A 14,350-nucleotide genomic window follows, 5' to 3' on the forward strand; every position below is an offset into this window, starting at 1 on the left:
CCCCCGCCCCCGCCGCGCGCCCGGGCCACCGACCGGCCCGCCGGCGCGGACGCCCCGCGCGCCCGCCGCGCCAAGCAGCAGGACGAGTCCGAGGTCGTCACCGGCCGCAACTCGGTCGTCGAGGCGCTCCGCGCGAAGATCCCCGCGACCGCGCTCTACATCGCCTCGCGCATCGAGTACGACGACCGCGTCAAGGAGGTGCTGTCGCTCGCCACCGGGCGCGGGATCCCCGTCCTCGAGGTCATGCGCCCGGAGCTCGACCGCATCGCCGGCCACGACGCCGTCCACCAGGGCCTCGCGCTCAAGGTGCCGCCGTACGAGTACGCGGACGCGCTCGAGCTGCTGGAGAAGACCATCTCCCGCGGCCAGGTGCCGCTCATGGTGGCCCTCGACGGCATCACCGACCCGCGGAACCTGGGTGCGATCATCCGCTCGGTCGCCGCGTTCGGCGGGCACGGCGTCATCGTGCCGCAGCGCCGCTCGGTCGGCCTCACCGCCTCCGCGTGGAAGACCTCCGCGGGCGCCGCGGCGCGCACGCCCGTCGCCATGGCCTCGAACCTCACGCAGACCCTCAAGGCCCTCAAGCAGCGCGGCGTCTTCGTCGTCGGCCTCGACGGCGGCGGCGACATGTCGCTCCACGAGTTCACGCTCGCCGACCGCCCGATCGTGGTGGTCGTCGGATCCGAGGGCAAGGGCCTGTCGCGCCTCGTCACCGAGACGTGCGACACGATCGTCTCGATCCCGATCGGCGCCTCCACGGAGTCCCTGAACGCGGGCATCGCGGCGAGCGTCACGCTGTACGAGATCGGCAAGCTGCGCGCGGCCTCCCGCCGGAAGTAGTCCCACCACGACGACGAGCCGGGGCCCGAGGGTCCCGGCTCGTCGTCGTGGTGCGGCTCCCGCCGGACGTCAGACCTTGGTGCGCCAGTCCTCCGCGGCCTCGGCCTCGGTGATGGGCACGTCGGACTCGTCCTCGATGACGCCGATCGACTCGGTCGGCGGGTCGATGACGGTCGCCTCGTCGCGGCGGTGGCGCAGGATGTCCTGCACGTACGCGGTCACGGCCTCGGCGAGCGGGATGTCCCGGTTGAGCTTCTGCGACATGTACCAGCGGTGCTCGAGCAGCTGGTGGAACACCTCGGCGGGCTCGAGCTTGCCGCGCAGGTCGCGGGGGATCGCCCGGACGACCGGCTCGAACACGCGCGCGAGCCACTCGTGCGCGACCATCTCCTCGTCGAGGTCCTGCTTGTCGAAGGTCGCCGTGTAGGAGTCGAGGTCGTTGAGCAGGCGCCGCGCCTGGTTCTCCTGGGCGTCGACGCCCGTGAGCCGGAGCAGCCGGCGCTGGTGGTGCCCGGCGTCCACGACCTTCGGCTGGATGCGCACCTGCGAGCCCTCGGCGGTGGTGCGGATCGCGAGCTCCTCGATGTCGAAGCCGAGGTCGTTCAGGCGGTCGACGCGCTCGTTGATGCGCCAGCGCTCGGAGGTGGGGAACTCCTCGCGGCCCGTGAGCTCCTTCCAGAGCGTGCGGTACTGGGCGACGATCCGCGTGCTGGTCTCGACGGGGTCGAGCCCCTCCTCGATGCGTCCGCCCGCCTCGAGGTCCATGAGCTCGCCGGCGATGTTCACGCGGGCGATCTCGAGGTCGTTCTCGCGCTGGCCGTTGGAGAGGCCGCCGTTGAAGAGCTTGCCGGTCTCCGCGTCCACGAGGTAGGCGGCGAAGGCGCCCGCGTCGCGGCGGAAGAGCGTGTTCGACAGCGACACGTCGCCCCAGAAGAACCCGATCATGTGCAGCCGCACCAGGAGCACGGCGAGGGCGTCGACGAGGCGCGTGGCGGTGTCGGGTCGCAGCTGCTGGGAGAAGAGCGCCCTGTAGGGGAGCGAGAACTTCAGGTGCCGGGTGACGAGGACCGACTTGAGGGCGTCGCCGTCCTCGTCGGTCCGGTTCATGATGACGGCGACCGGCTCCACGCACGGGATCTCGAGGCGCTGGAGCGTCCGCAGCATGTCGTACTCACCGCGCGCCATCTCGTCCGTCGTCTCCTTGATGGCGATGACGTAGCCCGAGAGGTTGGCGAAGCGCACGAGGTGCCGGGAGATGCCCTTGGGCAGGGTGGCGATCGCGGAGGAGGGCCACTCGTCGAGCGGCAGCTGCCAGGGGAGGTCGAGGAGCGCCGGATCGACCGTCGCCGAGGTGATGTTCAGTGATCCGGACATGGTGCGACCCTACCCGACCGGGGAAACGCAGCTGCCGCGGCCCCCGTGCTCCCGCGGGAGCGTGGGGACCGCGGCAGCGGTCGTCAGGTGTTGGGGATCAGCTCGCGGCGACCGGCGCGTTGAGGCGGAGGCCGCTCTCGGCGTCGAAGGCGTGGAGGTGGCCCGGCTGCGGGGTGATGAAGACGGTGTCGCCGGCGTTGGGGTGCAGGCGGCCGTCGACGCGCGCGACGAGGTCGGTGCGCTTGCCCTCGATGTCGGTGTGGCCGTAGAGGTAGCCGTCCGCGCCGAGCTCCTCGACGAGGTCGACCGTGACCGACAGGCCCTGGCCCTGCGACGTGGAGACGACGACGTCCTCGGGACGGACGCCGATGGTGACCGAGCCGCCGGTCGCGTTCGTGAGCACGTCGCGCTCGACGGGCACCACGGCGGAGCCGAACTGCACGCCGCCGTCGACGACGTTCGCGGTGAAGAGGTTCATCGCGGGCGAGCCGATGAAGCCGGCCACGAAGACGTTCTGCGGCTTCTCGTACAGGTCGCGGGGCGTGCCGACCTGCTGGAGGACGCCGTCCTTGAGGACCGCGATGCGGTCGCCCATGGTGAGCGCCTCGGTCTGGTCGTGGGTCACGTAGACCGTGGTGACGCCGAGGCGGCGCTGGAGCGACGCGATCTGCGTGCGGGTCTGGACGCGGAGCTTGGCGTCGAGGTTCGACAGCGGCTCGTCCATGAGGAACACCTGGGGCTGGCGCACGATGGCGCGGCCCATGGCGACGCGCTGGCGCTGGCCGCCGGAGAGGGCCTTGGGCTTGCGGCTGAGGTAGGGCTCGAGGTCGAGGAGCTTGGCCGCCTCGAGGACCCGGGTGGCGCGCTCGTCCTTGCCGACGCCCGCGATCTTGAGCGCGAAGCCCATGTTCTCGGCGACGGTCATGTGGGGGTACAGCGCGTAGTTCTGGAACACCATCGCGATGTCGCGGTCCTTCGGCGGCACGTCCGTGACGTTGCGGTCGCCGATGAAGATGTTGCCGTCGTTGACCTCCTCGAGGCCCGCGAGCATGCGGAGGGTGGTCGACTTGCCGCAGCCGGACGGGCCGACGAGGACGAGGAACTCGCCGTCGGCGACCTCGAGGTCGATGCCGTCCACCGCCGGGCGCGTGGAGCCCGGGTAGAGGCGCGTGGCCTTGTCGAAAGTTACAGATGCCATTTCGGTGTTCTCCTTCACGGGCAGGTACGTGCCCGACGATCCGTGGTGATGGATGTGATGCTCATGGCTCATCGCTGTGGGCGACGGCGGCCACCCGATGAGTATTGCACGGGGGAGGGGAGTCGGGAAGCGCGCGCTGATGCGGATCGACGGCTATTCCTCGCCTGGGGACCACCTGGCCGCGACCTGTATCGTCGGCTGCGGCGCCGTACCCGCGCCCGCCGCGTTGGCGCTTTCCCAGAATGGCCGCCTAGAGTCCTGAGGTCGTCCGGGAGCCCGCCTGCAGCCGACTCCCCCATCCCCGGAGCGAGGACCCATGACCAGCACGCCGCCCGCGCACGAACCGCACGGCGGTCATCGACGACGCCGCGAGGCGGCGCGCGAGAAGGCGCGCCTCAACCGCATGAAGCAGCGTCGCCGCGACGTGGCGGCCCGCGGGCTCGTCCGCGGCGGCATCGCCGTGGCCCTCGTCGCCGTGGTCGTCGTCGTCGGCCTCATCGTCGTGCAGGGCGCTCGGCCCGCGGGTCCGGGGCCGCAGAACATGGCCAGCGACGGGATCGTCATCGGGAAGGACCTGGCCGCGGCGTCGACGCAGGCGCTCGACCCCGAGCAGGACCCCGTGCCCACCGAGTCCGAGGCCGCCGGCGCCGCGCACATCCGCGTCTACGTCGACTACCTCTGCACCGCGTGCAAGGAGTTCCAGGACACGAACGGCGCGCAGATGGAGGGCTGGCTTCAGTCGGGGGCCGCGACCGTGGAGATCCACCCGGTCGCCATCCTCACCAGCAAGTCGCAGGCGTACTCCATGCGCGCGGCGAACGCCGCGGCATGCGTCGCCGACTCCGCGCCGGACGACTTCTGGGCCTTCAACTCGGCGCTCTTCGCGGAGCAGCCGGCCGAGCAGAGCACGGGGCTCAGCGACGAGCGCATCGTGCAGCTCGCCGCGGACGCCGGCGCCGACTCCTCGGACGTCGCCGACTGCATCTCCGACCAGCGCTTCCAGTCGTGGGTCAACGCCGCGACGGACCGCGTCCTCGACGGCGACATCCCGGACTCCAACGTCGACGAGGTCGTCGGCGCGCCGGTCATCGTCGTCGGCGAGCGCCAGTACACGGGTCAGCCGGATGACGCGAAGGCGTTCGCCGCCTTCGTCCTCCAGGCCGCGGGCCAGGACGCCACCCCCACCCCGACGACCACGCCGCAGCCCACCGCGACGCCCACCACCGCGCCGTAGCCCGGCTCGTATGATGGAGTGACGGCCCGCGAGGGCGGTCGGCCGGCCTGGCGCAATTGGTAGCGCACCGCACTTGTAATGCGGCGGTTACGGGTTCGAGTCCCGTGGCCGGCTCGGAGGGACGCGAGCACCCGCGGGCGGGGTGCCCGGAGCTCAGTCGAGGATCGTGATCATCCGCTCGCCGTCGACGGTCGAGCGCGGGCCCTTGGCGTCGGGCTCCACGTCGCCGACGTAGAGCCAGCCGAGGAGCTCCTCCCCGTCGGCGAGTCCGTGCATGCGGCGGACGGCGGCGCTGCGCGTCAGGGACCCGGTCCGCCAGAAGACGCCCCAGCCCTGCTCCTCGAGCAGCAGCGTGAGGGCGTGGGCGACGCCGGCGGCGACCGCCTCCTGCTCCCAGTCCGGCACCTTGCGGCTCGGTGTGCGGCAGGCGACGACCGCGATGAGGAGGCTCGCGCGGTGGGTCTTCTTGCCGTGCTTGCCCGATCCGGGGTCGCCGGCCGCCTCGTCCATGGCCGCACCGAGGCGCTCCCGCGCGCCGCCGCGGATCTCGATGATCCGCCACGGGCGCATGCCGCCGTGGTCCGCGAGACGGGATGCCGCCTCGACGAGCGGCACCAGCGCCACGTGCGTCGGGGCGGCGTCGCCGACGGAGGACCGGGACCGCCGCCCGCGGAGCGCCGCGAGGACGGGGCCGCCGGACGACGCGGTGCCGGGACCGGGCACGGCGGCGTCGCCGCCCGCCCGATGCCGCGGCACCTCGCTCACTCCGCCGTGCGGAACGACATGGAGACCGAGTTCATGCAGAACCGGTCGCCGGTGGGGGTCTGCGGGGCGTCGTCGAACACGTGCCCGAGGTGGGACCCGCAGCGTGCGCAGACGACCTCGACGCGCTTCATGCCGAGGCTCGTGTCGGTGTACAGCTTGACCGCGTCGCTCTCCTTGGGGGCGTAGAAGCTGGGCCATCCGCAGTGCGAGTCGAACTTCGTGTCGCTCGTGAAGAGCTCCGCTCCGCAGGCCTTGCACCCGTAGACGCCGGTGCGCTCCTCGTCCAGCAGCTCGCCGGTCCAGGGCCGCTCGGTGGCCTGCTGGCGCAGCACCGCGTACTCCTCGGGGGAGAGCTCCTGACGCCACTCGTCGTCGGTCTTCTCGATCTCGTAGGCCATGTGCGGGTCCTTTCTCGCGGGTCGATCCTATGGGCGGCGTCCCAGCGCGCCTCCGGGGTCAACCGTCCGCGGACCCCGTGGATTCCTTCATACGGGGAACGCACGGCCGGGTCGACGGCGGGCAGAGGCGGGTGGCGGATGCTGCCTGGCGGCCCGCGGACACCCCGTGGAGCTGCGCGGGACGCCCAGGGGCGCGGACCTAGTATGTGGGGGATGTCGGGGAAGGAGCACGCCGTGGACCAGCGTGAGGACCGCCCCGCGAGCGCCCCCTCGGCCGAGCGTCGCGCCGCCCCGGAGCTCGACGAGCGGGGTCGTGCGGTGCTCGACTTCGAGCGCGACTGGACGCGTCATGCCGGTGCGAAGGAGGAGGCGATCCGCCAGGCCTTCGGCCTCTCGGCCACGCGCTACTACCAGCTGCTCGGGTCCCTGCTGGAGACCCGCCAGGCGCTCGCCTACGACCCCCTGCTCGTCGGGCGCCTCCTGCGCCTCCGCGAGTCCCGCGCCGCCGCGCGCGCGGCACGCGCCCTGCCCACCGGTCTCCCGCACCGCCCGTCCGCGCGCTGACCCCGCGCCCCACCGAGGAGACACGAGACCGCCATGCCCTCCCACGCTCCCGACCGCTTCGACGAGGTCCCCGGCGACCTGAGCCGCGTCGGCGCGCACCGCGCACCGCGCCCCCGCCGCCATCGCCTGCGGGCCTTCGGCTGGGCCGCCCTCGCGACGGGCCTGCTCGTGGGCGCCGGCGTCGTGGGCCTCTTCGTCATCGACGACCGCGTCTCCTTCACCGACATCATCCCGAGCGGGGGCTCCTCCGAGGAGGCGACGCCCACCGAGGCGCCCACCGCCGCGGCCACCGCCGTCCCCGGCATGGTCGTGACCGTGCTCAACGGGACGCGGACGTCGGGCCTCTCCGCCCGCGCCGCGACGGCGCTCGAGGCGGCCGGCTGGGCCATCGGATCGCGGGTCAACGCGAGCACCAGCGACATCACGACGACGACGGTCTACTACTACGACGCCGCCGACGAGGGCGCCGCCCGGGGGCTCGTCGCCGAGCTGGGCGTGGGCGACGTCCAGCAGTCCGACCAGTTCCGGCCGCCGGAGGGCACCGCCGCCGCGCAGGCCGCCCGGCTCACCGCCGTGCTCGGCTCGGACTACGCGGCCCTCGGCTGACCCGGGCCCGGCCCCGCCCACCTCACGCCGCAGGACGCGCTGCTCGGCGGACTCCTCCGCACCCGTGGAGGAACCCGACGGGCGTCGTCGGTGCGTGGCTATCGTGCTGCCTGGTCGCACGCCCGTCGCGTACCAGGTGCTGCGCGCCGTCCGTCCCGAGGGCGTGGCGCGGGGTCGATGCAGGGCCCCGCGGCCGACCCGGGGGTGGCGGCACCGCGCCCCCGACACCGCGCAGTCGCACATGGAGAAGCACATGGCCAACGGCACCGTGAAGTGGTTCAACGGGGAGAAGGGGTTCGGGTTCATCACCGTGGACGCCGTCGAGGGCGGCCCTGCCGCGCAGGACGTCTTCGTCCACTACTCGGCGATCGAGATGTCGGGCTACAAGGTCCTGGAGGAGGGGCAGCGCGTCGCCTTCGAGATCGGGCAGGGGTCCAAGGGCCTGCAGGCCGAGAACGTCACGACCGCCTAGCGGCATCCCCGCCACGACGACGCCGCCGCCCGACCGGGCGGCGGCGTCGCGCCGTTCCCGGGGACCGCCTCCGCCTGTGGGCGGCTCGCTTGCACTCCCGTAGGGCGAGTGCCAGAATCGTCCCTGGCACTCCCTCACGGGGAGTGCTAGACGACTGCCTTTTTCCTGACGTCCGGGAGGGACGAGAGATACACATGGCTAAGATCATCGCTTTTGACGAAGAAGCCCGCCGCGGCCTCGAGCGCGGCCTGAACATCCTGGCCGACGCGGTCCGCGTGACCCTCGGCCCGCGTGGCCGCAACGTCGTCCTGGAGAAGAAGTGGGGCGCCCCCACCATCACGAACGACGGCGTCTCCATCGCCAAGGAGATCGAGCTCGACGACCCGTTCGAGAAGATCGGCGCGGAGCTCGTCAAGGAGGTCGCCAAGAAGACCGACGACGTCGCCGGCGACGGCACGACCACCGCGACCGTCCTCGCGCAGGCCCTGGTCCGCGAGGGCCTCCGCAACGTCGCCGCGGGCGCCGACCCCATCAGCCTCAAGCGCGGCATCGAGAAGGCCGTCGCGGCCGTCACGGAGGAGCTCAAGGCCGCCGCGAAGGAGATCGAGACCAAGGAGGAGATCGCCGCCACCGCGTCCATCTCCGCCGGCGACTCCACGATCGGCGCGATCATCGCCGAGGCGATCGACAAGGTCGGCAAGGAGGGCGTCGTCACCGTCGAGGAGTCCAACACCTTCGGCACCGAGCTCGAGCTCACCGAGGGCATGCGCTTCGACAAGGGCTACCTGTCGCAGTACTTCGTGACCGACCCCGAGCGCCAGGAGGCCGTGTTCGAGGACGCGTACATCCTGATCGTCAACTCGAAGATCTCGAACATCAAGGACCTGCTGCCGATCGTCGACAAGGTCATCCAGTCGGGCAAGCAGCTCCTCATCATCGCCGAGGACGTCGACGGCGAGGCCCTGGCCACGCTCGTCGTGAACAAGATCCGCGGCATCTTCAAGTCGGTCGCCGTCAAGGCCCCCGGCTTCGGCGACCGCCGCAAGGCGCAGCTGCAGGACATCGCCATCCTCTCGGGTGGCCAGGTCATCGCCGAGGAGGTCGGCCTCAAGCTCGAGAACGTCACCCTCGACCTGCTCGGCACGGCCCGCAAGGTCGTCATCACCAAGGACGAGACCACGATCGTCGACGGCGGCGGCGACGCCACCGAGATCGCGGCCCGCGTGCAGCAGATCCGCAACGAGATCTCGAACACCGACAGCGACTACGACCGCGAGAAGCTGCAGGAGCGCCTCGCGAAGCTCGCGGGCGGCGTGGCGGTCATCAAGGCCGGCGCGGCGACCGAGGTCGAGCTCAAGGAGCGCAAGCACCGCATCGAGGACGCCGTCCGCAACGCGAAGGCTGCCGTCGAGGAGGGCATCGTCGCCGGTGGTGGCGTCGCGCTCATCCAGGCCGGCAAGCTCGCGTTCGAGAAGCTCCAGCTCGAGGGCGACGAGGCGACGGGCGCGAACATCGTCCGCGTCGCGGTCGACGCTCCGCTCAAGCAGATCGCCCTCAACGCGGGCCTCGAGCCCGGCGTCGTGGCCGAGCGCGTCCGCAACCTCCCCTCGGGTCACGGCCTCAACGCCGCCACGGGCGAGTACGTCGACATGCTCGCCGCGGGCATCAACGACCCGGTGAAGGTCACGCGCTCGGCTCTGCTGAACGCCGCGTCCATCGCGGGCCTGTTCCTCACGACCGAGGCCGTCGTCGCCGACAAGCCCGAGAAGAACCCGGCCCCGGCCGGCGACCCCACGGGGGGCATGGACTTCTAGTCCGTCCGGGTGGGGCGCCAGCGCCCCGCCCACCTGCACGACCGGAATCACCAGCACGATCAGCATCATCAGCACGACGAAGCGGGCGGTCCCTCACCGGGGCCGCCCGCTTCGTCGTGCGCTGCGTCCGCGTCCCGTCACCGGCGCTGCCGGCAGGAGCGCGGGAGCGGCTAGTGCGCGAACATCCGCGCGTTGCCCTCCTCCACCTCCGCGTACTGGCGGGCGGCGGCGCTGAGCGCCTGGTTGATGCTGGCCAGCGCCTCCTCGACGCGCTGCTGCGTGCCCTTCCACTCGGCCACCACGCCCTGGAACGCGGTCGCGGCGCTGCCGGACCACGAGCCCTGCAGATCGGCGAGCTGCCCGTGCAGCGTCGCCACCTCCGCCTGGATGCGGCCGATGCTCCCCTGTACGGCCGCGGTGGCCGACAGGACGGCCTCGCTGTCCACCTGGTACCTCGTCATGGGTCTCCTCCTCCTCGTCGACGGACGGGCGGAGGCTATGCCCCGATCAGGACGCAGGCGGCGTCGGGGCCTGCGGCGTGGAGGCGGCGGGCGCCTCGGGGCTGGGGAGGAGCGGCAGGATCACGCGGAAGGTCGCACCGCCGCCCTCCGTCTCGACGACGTCCACCCGGCCGCGGTGCGCGGCGACGATGGCGGACACGATGGCGAGGCCCAGGCCGCTGCCGCCGGTCTCGCGGGTGCGCGAGGTGTCGGCGCGCCAGAACCGCTGGAAGATCTTCTCGCGGATCTGCGGAGGCACGCCGTCGCCGTGGTCGCGCACCTCGATGCGGGCCTCGCGGGCGGCCTCGTCCACGACGGTGGCGAGCTCGATCGGACTGCCGGCGGGCGTGAAGCGCACCGCGTTGCCGATGAGGTTGGTCACGACCTGGCGGATCTTGTTCTCCTCCGCGGAGACCATCGCGAAGCCCTCGGTCGGCGCGGGGCCGTCGCCGTCGCCCGCGCGGATCGGGGCCAGGGCGTCCGTCGCCGTCTCGCCGGGACGGCGGAGGCGGCGCGCCCGCAGCCGGGAGAGCGTGGCGCCGGCGAAGGCGATCGGGCCCGTGACGTCGCTTCCCGTGGCGGGGCCGGTGCCGCGGAGCGACTCCGGGGGCATCTCCTGCGTGAGCTCCAGGCCGTCGGCGTCGAGGATCGGGCCCACGGGGTTCACGAGGACGGGCGGCAGCGCCGTGACCGTGCGCGTCTGCGAGGAGGCCATCGCATCGAGGGCCGCGTCGCGGGCGATGGGGTAGAGGTCCACGGGGGCCAGCTGCAGCGGCTTGGTCTCGTCGAGCCGGGCGAGCTCGAGGAGGTCCTCCACCAGGCCGCCCATGCGGATGGCCTCCTTCTCGATGCGCTCCATGGCCTGCGTGACGTCCTCGGGCGTCTGCAGCGCCCCCATCCGGTAGAGCTCGGCGTAGCCGCGGACGGAGACGAGCGGCGTGCGGAGCTCGTGGCTGGCGTCGCCGACGAAGCGCCGCATCTGGTCGATGGTCTTGGCGCGGTCGGCGAACGCGCGGTCGATGCGGCTGAGCATCATGTTGAGGGAGCGGTTCAGACGGCCCACCTCGGTGTTCGGGGTCGCGCCGCCGAGGCGCTGGCTGAAGTCGCCGCCCGCGATGGCGGCGGCGGTGCGCTCCACCTCGCGGAGCGGGCCGAACGTGCTGGTCACCAGCATGCGCGTGACGGCCGCGCCGAGGACGACCACCGCGAGGCCGAAGCTCGCGAAGATCACGATGTAGGTCGCGACGAGGTCGTCGACCTCCTCGAGCGGGCGCGCGATGACGAGCGTGGAGTACTCGGTGGCGTCGGGGGACGCGTTCTGGGAGACCCGGACGATGCCGTGCCACGACTTCTGCCCGGAGTTGTCGGAGAAGACGACGATCTCGTTGTTGACCTGGGAGGCGCGGGCGAGGTCGAGCCCGAAGACGCGGGGGTGCTCGGCGGAGTCGCCGTTCCAGTTGTCGGCGATGACGTCGCCCTGCGCGTCGAGGAGGACCACGAACAGCGTCGGGTCGGCCGTCTTCACGTCGTCCTGGGTGAAGGTGTCGGGCGAGGTGGGCTCGGTGCCGAGCACCTTGGGCAGCTGCGTGATGGAGACCCGGAGGGACGCGTCCATCTGGTTGACCATCTGCTGCCGGAGAAGGTACATGGTGCCGGCGCCGGAGACGAGGAGACCCAGCAGCAGGAGGAGGACCGTGACGCTCGTGATCTTCGTGCGGAGGGAGACGTTGTTCCACTTCTCCGAGACGTAGTCGTGCACTGGCCGCACCTCGTGTTCCCGTCATCGTGACCGTGTCGTCACGAGGATATGCGACGCCGGATGTGCGATCGGCCGGGTGCCGTGGGGCATCCGGCCGATCAGCGGTGCGGGTCCGCTCGCGCGGCCCCGGGGTCAGGACTTGGCGGCCTTCAGCATGTAGCCGAACCCGCGCTTGGTCTGGATGACCGGCTCCGAGGAGTGCTGGTCGAGCTTCCGGCGCAGGTAGGAGATGTAGGACTCCACGATGCCCGCGTCGCCGTTGAAGTCGTACTCCCACACGTGGTCGAGGATCTGGGCCTTCGAGAGCACGCGGTTCGGGTTGAGCATGAGGTACCGCAGGAGCTTGAACTCGGTGGGGCTCAGCTCGATGGGCTCCTCGCCGACGAGGACCTCGTGCGTGTCCTGGTCCATGGTGAGCTCGCCGGCGCGGATGATCGCGTCCTCGTCGGCGTGCATCGTGCGGCGGAGGATGGCCTTGATGCGGGCGACGATCTCGTCGAGGCTGAACGGCTTGGTGACGTAGTCGTCGCCGCCGACCGTGAGGCCCGTGATCTTGTCCTCGGTGTCGTCCTTCGCCGTGAGGAAGAGGATGGGCGCCGTGTAGCCCGCCGCCCGGAGGCGCTTGGTGACGCCGAAGCCGTTCATGTCGGGCAGCATCACGTCGAGGATGATGAGGTCGGGCTCCTCCTCGAGGACGGCCGAGATGGCCTGGGCGCCGTTGCCGACGGCGCGGACCGCGAAGCCGGCGAACCGGAGGCTCGTGGTCAGCAGGTCGCGGATGTTGGGCTCGTCATCGACGATAAGGATCTTCGGGCCATCGCTCATGGGAAGAAGTATCTGCGCGCTCGCTGGGAGCGGGCTGGATGGTGGTCGCGTGAGGTCCGTGATCCCATGCCGCCGCGCACCGGCGGTCAGCCGGCCGCGGCCCCCGAGACGCCCGCGATGCCGGCCGCGTCGAGGATCGTGTAGGCGTACCCCTGCTCCGCCAGGAACCGCTGCCGGTTCTGCGCGAAGTCCTGGTCGACCGTGTCGCGGGAGACGAGCGTGTAGAAGCTCGCGGACCGCCCCGAGGCCTCGGGGCGAAGGAGCCGTCCGAGGCGCTGCGCCTCCTCCTGCCGCGAGCCGAACGACCCCGACACCTGGATCGCGACGGTCGCGTCCGGCAGGTCGACGGAGAAGTTCGCGACCTTGCTGACGACGAGGACCCGGTCCGTGCCGTCGCGGAACGCCTGGTAGAGCCGCTCCCGCTCGGCGACGGGCGTCGCTCCCGTGAGCTTGGGGGCGCCGAGCGCCTCCGCCAGCTCGTCGATCTGCTCGAGGTACTGGCCGATCACGAGGATGCTCTCCCCCCGGTGCCGCTCGACGAGCGCGCGCGTCACGTCGAGCTTCGCGGGGGCGGTCGCGGCCAGGCGGTAGCGCTCGTCGTCGGCCGCGGCCGCGTACACGAGCCGCTGGTCGTCGGGCAGGTCGATGCGCACCTCGAAGCACTCGGCGGGGGAGATGAAGCCCTGAGCCTCGATCTCCTTCCAGGGGGCGTCGAACCGCTTCGGTCCGATGAGGCTGAACACGTCGCCCTCGCGGCCGTCCTCCCGCACGAGCGTCGCGGTGAGGCCGAGGCGGCGCCTGGCCTGGAGGTCGGCGGTGAGCTTGAACACGGGGGCGGGCAGCAGGTGCACCTCGTCGTAGACCACGAGGCCCCAGTCGAGCGCGTCGAGCAGCGCGAGGTGGGCGTACTCGCCCTTCCGCTTCGCGGTGAGGATCTGGTAGGTCGCGATCGTGACGGGCTTCACCTCGCGGGACTGCCCCGAGTACTCGCCGATCTCGTCCTCGGTGAGCGTGGTGCGCTTCAGCAGCTCCGAGCGCCACTGCCGGGCCGACACCGTGTTGGTGACGAGGATCAGCGTCGTGGTCTTCGCCTTCGCCATGGCCGCGGCGCCGACGAGCGTCTTGCCGGCGCCGCACGGGAGCACGACGACGCCGGATCCGCCGTCGAGGAAGTGGTCGACCGCGTCCGTCTGGTAGCCGCGCAACGTCCAGCCGTCCTCGACGAGCGACATGTCATGGGGCGTGCCCGGCGTGTAGCCGGCCAGGTCCTCGGCCGGCCAGCCGATCTTCACGAGCTCCTGCTTGAGCTGCCCGCGGGCCCAGGCCTGCACGCGGTACGTGGACGCGTCGATGCGCTCGGTGAGCAAGGGGGCGATGCGGCGGGCGCTCGCGATCTCCGACAGCACCGCCGACTCGGTGCTGGAGATCTGGAGCTCCCCCTCGGCGTCGCGGCCGATGACGAGCCGGCCGTAGCGGCCCACCGTGTCGGTGACGTCCACCGAGACCGACTGGGGGACGGGAAAGCGGGAGTAGCGCTCGAGGGTGGCGAGCATGTCCTCGGCCGTGTGCCCGGCGGCGCGCGCGTTCCAGAGGCCGAGCCGGGTGATCCGGTACGTGTGGATGTGCTCCGGCGCCCGCTCCAGCTCGGCGAACACGGCCAGGTCGTGACGCGCGTCCTCGGCGTCCGCATGGGCGACCTCCAGGAGGACGGTGCGGTCGCTCTGGACGATCAGGGGGCCGTCGGACACGCCCGCCAGCTTAGGCGCGCTCACGGGGCCGTCGGCCCGGGCGCGAGCGAGACGATGCTCGAGAGGGGGAGGGTGCGCTCGACGTCGGCGACGCGGTCGCGCGCGCGGAGGCGACCGCCGGCCACGCTGGCGGGCTCGAGCACGTGGTCGACCTCGCGGCCGTCCGGCATGCGGACCCGGACCCGGAGGACGGCCTTGGCGCGGATCGCGACCTCGAGCTGGCGGGCCGTCCACGCGGCGCCGTCCCCGGGCC

Annotated in this window: 14 protein-coding genes, 1 tRNA gene and 1 pseudogene; 7 read left to right on the top strand and 9 right to left on the bottom strand. The window is 71.9% G+C overall.

The annotated features are described in order from the left end of the window. Window positions 1–840 (top strand): 23S rRNA (guanosine(2251)-2'-O)-methyltransferase RlmB (gene rlmB / locus Q6969_RS06735; RefSeq protein ID WP_317229746.1); only part of this gene is annotated, 840 nt, incomplete at its 5' end. 69 nt (window positions 841–909) lie between these two features. Here rlmB and Q6969_RS06740 read toward each other — a convergent pair. Further along, window positions 910–2,214 carry a DUF4032 domain-containing protein gene (locus Q6969_RS06740; RefSeq protein ID WP_094116508.1) on the bottom strand — a complete coding sequence of 435 codons (1,305 nt, stop codon included), beginning with the start codon at window positions 2,212–2,214 and terminating at the stop codon, window positions 910–912. A gap of 97 nt (window positions 2,215–2,311) precedes the next feature. Continuing rightward, window positions 2,312–3,412, bottom strand: coding sequence for a sn-glycerol-3-phosphate ABC transporter ATP-binding protein UgpC (locus tag Q6969_RS06745; protein ID WP_317229747.1), 1,101 nt, complete (start codon window positions 3,410–3,412; stop codon window positions 2,312–2,314). A gap of 316 nt (window positions 3,413–3,728) precedes the next feature. Here Q6969_RS06745 and Q6969_RS06750 point away from each other — a divergent pair, with 316 nt between their 5' ends. After that, window positions 3,729–4,646 (top strand): thioredoxin domain-containing protein, encoded by a 918-nt coding sequence (locus tag Q6969_RS06750; RefSeq protein WP_317229748.1) that lies wholly within the window; start codon window positions 3,729–3,731, stop codon window positions 4,644–4,646. 41 nt (window positions 4,647–4,687) lie between these two features. Then, window positions 4,688–4,760, top strand: a tRNA-Thr gene (locus Q6969_RS06755). A 39-nt stretch (window positions 4,761–4,799) separates the two neighbouring features. Here the strand turns inward: Q6969_RS06755 and Q6969_RS06760 are convergent. Further along, window positions 4,800–5,402, bottom strand: coding sequence for a nitroreductase (locus Q6969_RS06760; protein ID WP_317229754.1), 603 nt, complete (start codon window positions 5,400–5,402; stop codon window positions 4,800–4,802). Between the two features lie 5 nt (window positions 5,403–5,407). Next, window positions 5,408–5,809, bottom strand: a complete 402-nt coding sequence (msrB, locus tag Q6969_RS06765) for a peptide-methionine (R)-S-oxide reductase MsrB (protein ID WP_012039170.1) — start codon at window positions 5,807–5,809, stop codon at window positions 5,408–5,410. Between the two features lie 234 nt (window positions 5,810–6,043). Between msrB and Q6969_RS06770 the strand changes: the two genes are divergently transcribed. The 4 genes from Q6969_RS06770 (at window position 6,044) to groL (ending at window position 9,265) form a co-directional block, all read left to right on the top strand. Continuing rightward, the gene (locus Q6969_RS06770; RefSeq protein WP_317229749.1) at window positions 6,044–6,373 is read left to right on the top strand and encodes a DUF3263 domain-containing protein; all 330 of its coding nucleotides are present in this window, start codon (window positions 6,044–6,046) and stop codon (window positions 6,371–6,373) included. 33 nt (window positions 6,374–6,406) lie between these two features. After that, entirely contained in the window at window positions 6,407–6,979 is a 573-nt protein-coding gene (locus Q6969_RS06775; protein WP_317229750.1) for a LytR C-terminal domain-containing protein, read from the top strand. Between the two features lie 253 nt (window positions 6,980–7,232). Then, entirely contained in the window at window positions 7,233–7,451 is a 219-nt protein-coding gene (locus tag Q6969_RS06780; RefSeq protein WP_317229751.1) for a cold-shock protein, read from the top strand. Window positions 7,452–7,645: 194 nt separating this feature from the next. Next, on the top strand, window positions 7,646–9,265 hold the full coding sequence (gene groL, locus Q6969_RS06785; protein ID WP_191147357.1) for a chaperonin GroEL: 1,620 nt from the start codon (window positions 7,646–7,648) through the stop codon (window positions 9,263–9,265). A gap of 170 nt (window positions 9,266–9,435) precedes the next feature. Here the strand turns inward: groL and Q6969_RS06790 are convergent, their stop codons facing one another. The 5 genes and pseudogenes from Q6969_RS06790 to Q6969_RS06810 all read right to left on the bottom strand — a co-directional run. After that, window positions 9,436–9,726, bottom strand: a complete 291-nt coding sequence (locus Q6969_RS06790) for a WXG100 family type VII secretion target (RefSeq protein WP_094116504.1) — start codon at window positions 9,724–9,726, stop codon at window positions 9,436–9,438. Between the two features lie 46 nt (window positions 9,727–9,772). Beyond that, window positions 9,773–11,533 (bottom strand): HAMP domain-containing sensor histidine kinase, encoded by a 1,761-nt coding sequence (locus Q6969_RS06795; RefSeq protein WP_317229752.1) that lies wholly within the window; start codon window positions 11,531–11,533, stop codon window positions 9,773–9,775. A 123-nt stretch (window positions 11,534–11,656) separates the two neighbouring features. Then, window positions 11,657–12,349, bottom strand: a complete 693-nt coding sequence (locus Q6969_RS06800) for a response regulator transcription factor (protein ID WP_012039163.1) — start codon at window positions 12,347–12,349, stop codon at window positions 11,657–11,659. Between the two features lie 86 nt (window positions 12,350–12,435). Further along, window positions 12,436–14,097, bottom strand: a complete 1,662-nt coding sequence (locus tag Q6969_RS06805; protein WP_317229753.1) for a DNA repair helicase XPB — start codon at window positions 14,095–14,097, stop codon at window positions 12,436–12,438. A 20-nt stretch (window positions 14,098–14,117) separates the two neighbouring features. Beyond that, window positions 14,118–14,350: pseudogene (locus Q6969_RS06810) on the bottom strand (hypothetical protein); the annotation flags it as partial.

The sequence above is a fragment of the Clavibacter sp. MX14-G9D genome, assembly GCF_032917815.1.
GTDB classification, from domain to species: domain Bacteria; phylum Actinomycetota; class Actinomycetes; order Actinomycetales; family Microbacteriaceae; genus Clavibacter; species Clavibacter michiganensis_K.